The sequence below is a fragment of the Arthrobacter sp. TB 23 genome (assembly GCF_000294595.1).
Lineage (GTDB): Bacteria > Actinomycetota > Actinomycetes > Actinomycetales > Micrococcaceae > Arthrobacter_D.
In genome coordinates this window covers 39651-44901 of sequence record NZ_ALPM01000010.1, presented here as the reverse complement: position 1 = coordinate 44901, position 5251 = coordinate 39651, and the positions used below count along the sequence as shown (strand labels likewise).

Annotated in this window: 4 protein-coding genes and 1 pseudogene (2 of these 5 only partly in view); all 5 read left to right on the top strand. The window is 65.8% G+C overall.

Annotation, left to right across the window (positions count from 1 at the left end; genetic code table 11):
- Positions 1-262 carry the 3' portion of a phospho-N-acetylmuramoyl-pentapeptide-transferase gene (mraY, locus tag B384_RS0101320; protein ID WP_019481340.1) on the top strand. 836 nt of this gene lie to the left of the window's left edge, so only the last 262 of its 1098 coding nucleotides appear in the window; its start codon lies off the left edge, out of view; the stop codon is at positions 260-262.
- Positions 259-1824 carry a UDP-N-acetylmuramoyl-L-alanine--D-glutamate ligase gene (gene murD, locus B384_RS0101315; protein ID WP_019481339.1) on the top strand — a complete coding sequence of 522 codons (1566 nt, stop codon included), beginning with the start codon at positions 259-261 and terminating at the stop codon, positions 1822-1824. Before mraY ends, murD begins: the two co-directional genes overlap by 4 nt.
- Positions 1824-3179: a putative lipid II flippase FtsW gene (gene ftsW, locus B384_RS0101310; RefSeq protein WP_019481338.1), complete on the top strand. Its 1356-nt coding sequence runs from the start codon at positions 1824-1826 to the stop codon at positions 3177-3179. The genes murD and ftsW overlap by 1 nt, the downstream gene beginning before the upstream one ends.
- Positions 3176-4285, top strand: coding sequence for an undecaprenyldiphospho-muramoylpentapeptide beta-N-acetylglucosaminyltransferase (gene murG, locus B384_RS0101305; RefSeq protein WP_019481337.1), 1110 nt, complete (start codon positions 3176-3178; stop codon positions 4283-4285). Before ftsW ends, murG begins: the two co-directional genes overlap by 4 nt.
- Positions 4282-5251: pseudogene (murC, locus tag B384_RS17320) on the top strand (UDP-N-acetylmuramate--L-alanine ligase) (it continues 456 nt past the right edge of the window). The gene murG and the pseudogene murC overlap by 4 nt, the downstream one beginning before the upstream one ends.

Genomic DNA, 5251 nt, shown 5'->3' with positions numbered 1-5251 from the left:
CGCGATCCTGTCCCGCACCCAGCTGCTGCTCGTCATCCTCGCCGGGCTGTTCGTCATGATCACGCTGTCGGTGATCATCCAGGTCGGCTACTTCAAACTCTCCGGCGGCAAACGGGTGTTCAAAATGGCTCCGCTCCAGCACCACTTCGAACTCAAGGGCTGGCAGGAAGTCACAGTTGTCGTCCGGTTCTGGATTCTTGCCGGGCTATTCGTGGCCACCGCACTCGGAATCTTCTACGCCGAATGGGTGGTGCTGATATGACCGGAACCATCCCCGCGGGTGCCCGTGACCTCGATTCCCTGACCACCTGGGATGCCGACTGGAAAGGGCTGCGGGTAGCAGTCACCGGCATCGGCCTGTCCGGGTTCTCCGTCGCCGATACGCTCATTGAACTGGGTGCCCGCGTGGTGGTAGTCGACGGATCCGATTCGGCCGAGAACCGCGCCAAGGCGGACACGCTGTCGATCGTCGGTGCCGTGGACGTCCTCCTCGGCGCCGAACACGCAACGAGAATTCCGCTCATCGATGGCAGCCAGCCCGATCTGGTGGTCACCTCACCGGGCTGGACCCCGCAGCAGCCGCTCCTCAGGGCCGCAAAAGACGCAGGAATCCCGGTCTGGGGCGACGTCGAACTGGCCTGGCGAGTCAGGATCCGCGAAGGCCGCCCCACCGCCGAGTGGCTGACCATCACCGGCACCAACGGCAAAACCACCACCGTCTCCCTGGTGGAGTCGATGCTGCTGGCCGCAGGCCTCCGCGCCGTCGCCGCGGGCAACATCGGTACCCCCATTCTCGACGCGATCCGTGACCCGCAGGGCTACGATTTCATCGCCGTCGAACTGTCCAGTTTCCAGCTGCACTGGACCGGGTCCATCTCGCCGCTGGCGAGTGTGTGCCTGAACGTTGCGGAGGACCACGTCGATTGGCACGGTGGGTTCGATCAGTACACCGCCGACAAAGCAAAGATTTACGCCAATACCAAAGTGGCTTGCGTCTACAACGCCGAACAGCCCGCCACCGAACGGATGGTCGAGGAAGCCGACGTCATCGAGGGCTGCCGGGCCATCGGTTTCACCACCTCAACACCGGCAGTCAGCATGCTGGGAGTGGTCGATGACCTCCTGGTGGACCGCGCCTTCATCGAACAGCGCAAGGATTCCGCTGTTGAGCTGGCTGCGATCAAGGACCTGGGGGAGCTGGTGCCCCGCCACCTGGTGGCGAACGCCCTCGCGGCCGCCGCAATGGTTCGGGCAGCGGGCGTCGAGCCGGCAGCGATCCGCGCCGGGATCCGGAACTACCAGCCCACCGAGCACCGGATCCAGCTCGTCTCCTCGCGGGACGGAATCCTGTGGATCAACGACTCCAAAGCGACCAATCCGCATGCGGCAGCAGCGTCCCTTTCGGCCTTCCACTCGGTGATCTGGATCGCCGGGGGGCTCTCCAAAGGCGTCAACTACGACCAGCTGGTGCAGACGCACGCGCAGCGACTCAAGGCGGTGGTGCTGATCGGCACCGACAGCTCGGACCTGATCGGTTCATTGCGCCGACACGCTCCGGATGTTCCACTGATCGAAGTGGCCCCGGGAGAGACTGAAGATGTGACGTTGGCCGACGATTCCACCCTCGCGCCCCTGGGCGAGCGGGTGATGGAATCGGCGGTAAGGGAATCTGCGCGGTTAGCTGGCGACGGCGACACCGTGTTGATGGCCCCGGCGGCAGCATCCATGGATCAGTTTTCCTCCTATGCTCACCGGGGCAAGGCCTTTATCGAGGCCGTCCAAGTGATCGTGGAAGGGCAGGCGAAGACCGCAAAGGAGTTCTAATGGTCACCACGCCCACCCGGCCAGTCCGTCGGAAGCCGGTGATGCGTCAGCATTCCCGAACTCCCTCTGTACCCGCCTCACCCAACACCCCCACACCTTCCACCCCCTCCGCTGAGGGCAACGCCCCGGCGAAGAAGGGTCTCCGCGCCCGCTTCGGACAGTTCTGGACGTACCTCGAAGGCAGCGACAAGCAGGCCAGTGGCGCCAGCTACTACATGATCCTCGGGTCGGCCCTCGCACTGACGGCGATCGGTCTGATGATGGTGCTTTCAGCATCTTCGGTGGAAGCGATCGCCGAGGGCAGCAGCGAGTTCGACCTGTTCCTCAGGCAGGCCACGTGGGCCGCCGGTGGGCTGGTCCTGATGCTGCTCCTGTCACGGTTCGGTGCGCGCGCCTACCGCATGATGGCGTGGCCGGTGCTCGGCATCGCGGTAGTTCTTCTGGTCCTCGTACTTGCCATTGGTGTGAACATCAACGGCAACCAGAACTGGATTCAAATCGGCGGCTTCACCATGCAGCCCTCCGAACCGGCGAAACTTGCCCTCGCCATTTGGCTGGCCAGTGTTCTGGCCCGCAAGGGGCGGCTGATCCGCAACTGGAAACACGCGATGATCCCAGCCCTGCCCCTGGGTGGGCTCCCGATCGGGCTGGTCCTACTCGGTGGTGACCTGGGCACCGTGATCATCATGATGATGATTCTCGCGGCGGCGCTCTTCTTCGCCGGGGCGCCAATGAAAATGTTCACCATCGCAGGGATCGCTGGGATCGCCGGCGCAATCGTCATGGTGCTGGTGAGTGGCAACCGCAGCGACAGGATCACAGCCTGGCTGCGGCTCAGCTGCGATGACGGTCAGGACCTGTGTCTGCAGGCCGACAACGGGCTCTTCGCGCTGGCGTCCGGCGGCTGGTGGGGAGTCGGTATTGGGCAGAGCCGGCAAAAGTGGAACTGGATTCCCGAAGCCCACAACGACTTCATCTTCGCGATCATTGGTGAAGAGTTTGGGCTGGTGGGCACCCTGGTGGTGGTCATTCTGTTCGGGATCCTCGCCGTCGCAACCATCAGGGTTGCCCGACGCTACACCGACCCCTTCGTGCGAATCCTGCTCGGCTCCATTCTGGTGTGGCTGATCGGCCAGGCGTTCGTGAACATTGGGATGGTCACCGGCGTCCTGCCCGTCATCGGTGTTCCGCTACCCTTCATCTCCTACGGTGGGTCAGCGCTGACCTTCACCCTTGGGGCGGTCGGAGTCCTGCTGGCCTTCGCCCGCAAAATGCCCCCAGCACCAGATTCCGGTGCAGTAGCCGGGACCACTACAGATCCCCGTTCCACAGAAAGCGAACCAGCAGCCCGATGAGCACAAACCCCCTCTCGGTGGTCCTGGCCGGCGGCGGTACCGCCGGTCACATCAGTCCACTGCTGGCCATTGCCCATGCCCTGGCTGAACACGATCCTGACACCCGGCAGGTAGTTGTGGGGACTGCCGCGGGAATGGAGACACGACTGGTTCCGGCTGCGGGGTACCAGCTCGAGACTATTGACCGGGTCCCGATGCCTCGCCGCCCGTCGATCGACCTGGTGAAGCTCCCCGCCCGGCTGATCCGCGCCGTCCGGCAGGCGCTGGGCGTACTCGACCGCGCGGAGGCCGACGTCGTCGTCGGCGTCGGCGGTTACGTCTCCACACCCCTGTACCTGGCTGCGTGGCGCCGGAAAATCCCGGTAGTGATCCATGAGGCGAACGCCCAGCCAGGGCTGGCCAACCGGCTCGGAGCGCGGATTGCCACCACTGTGGCGGTCGCCTTCAAGGGCACCGGCCTCCCCAAAGCTGAGGTGGTCGGCATGCCGATGCGACGCAGTATTTCCACCCTTGACCGTGCCACCTCCCGGGCTGCCGCCCGCGCTGCCCTTGGGCTGAACACCACCCAGCCCGCACTGATCGTGACCGGTGGGTCGTCGGGGGCTGTCAGCATCAACCGGGCCGTCGCCGCCGTGGTGCCCCTGCTCGCGGCCGAGGGAATCCAGTTGCTGCACATTACCGGCGGCGGCAAAGGTGTGACGGGCGCCGATGGGCGACCGCTCCAGGCCGAAGGCTACCGCCAGATTGAGTACGTCGACGATATGGAAACTGTCTACGCGGCCGCAGACCTGCTGCTCGCTCGTGCGGGGGCCGCCACGGTGTGCGAGGTGAGCGCCGTCGGGCTGCCCGCAGTGTTCGTCCCGCTGCCGCACGGCAACGGAGAGCAGCGCCGGAACGCGGCGGACCTGATCACCGCGGGGGGCGCGCTGCTGGTCGACGACGCTGCGCTGACGGCAGACTGGTTGACCGGACACGTGTTTCCGCTGCTGAAAAACCAGGCCGCCCTCGACGCGATGGCCGCAGCCAGCGCCCGGCTCGGAGTGCGTGACGCCGATACTCAGATGGCCCGACTCGTCGTCGCCGCCGGACGCGGGGCACAGTCATGACCGGAACCACCCTGACCCCCGCCGATCTCGGGCGGGTCCATTTCATTGGCCTTGGCGGCGCCGGCATGTCGGCAGTGGCCCGAGTGTTGCTGGGCCAGGGCGTTCAGGTGTCCGGATCCGACGCCGCGGACTCGCGGGGCCTGCAGGCCCTCGCTGCTCTCGGCGCGCGTACCGCCGTCGGCCAGCGGGCCGAGAATGTTGCAGGCGTCGACACGGTCGTGATCTCCACCGCCATCAGGGCGACCAACCCCGAACTGGTGGCCGCCCAACAACAGGGCCTGCGGATCCTGCACCGGTCCCAGGCCCTGGCCGCCGCGATGTCCGGCAGGGAAGTGGTGGCGGTCGCTGGTACCCATGGCAAAACCACCACCACCGCCATGATCACGGTGATGCTGCAGTCCGCCGGGTTCGACCCATCTTTCGCCATCGGCGGTGAGGTCGCAGCGCTTGGGGTCAACGCGGCCTGGAGTGATGGCGGCGTCTTTGTTGCAGAAGCCGATGAATCGGATGGCTCATTCCTCAACTACTCGCCGCGGATCGCTGTGGTGACCAATGTGGAGGCAGACCACCTGGACCACTACGGGACGGCCGCAGCGGTGTACGAGGTATTCGACCAGTTCGCCGCCCTGCTGCCCGCCGACGACGGCGTGTTGGTGACCTGCGTCGACGACGCCGGTGCGGCAGCCCTCGCCGGACGGGTCGGCGACACCCGCAGGATCAGGACCTACGGATACTCGCCGACGGCTGACGTGCGGATTGGTGCGACCCAGGCCGTGGGTAGTGCCTCCACGAGCATGCTGTCGTTCTCAGTGGACGGACTGGACAGCGAGCAGGAACTCCAGCTGAACGTGCCCGGTGAACACAACGTGCGGAACGCGGTAGCAGCATTCTCCGTCGCCCTCGAACTGGGCGTCGACCCCGCCGCAGCGGCAGCCGGCCTCGCCACCTTCTCGGGCGCCGCCCGCC

Coding starts and splice junctions, on each gene's coding strand:
- ftsW (WP_019481338.1), top strand. CDS start 1,824: ATGGTCACCACGCCCACCCGGCCAGTCCGTCGGAAGCCGGTGATGCGT.
- murD (WP_019481339.1), top strand. CDS start 259: ATGACCGGAACCATCCCCGCGGGTGCCCGTGACCTCGATTCCCTGACC.
- murG (WP_019481337.1), top strand. CDS start 3,176: ATGAGCACAAACCCCCTCTCGGTGGTCCTGGCCGGCGGCGGTACCGCC.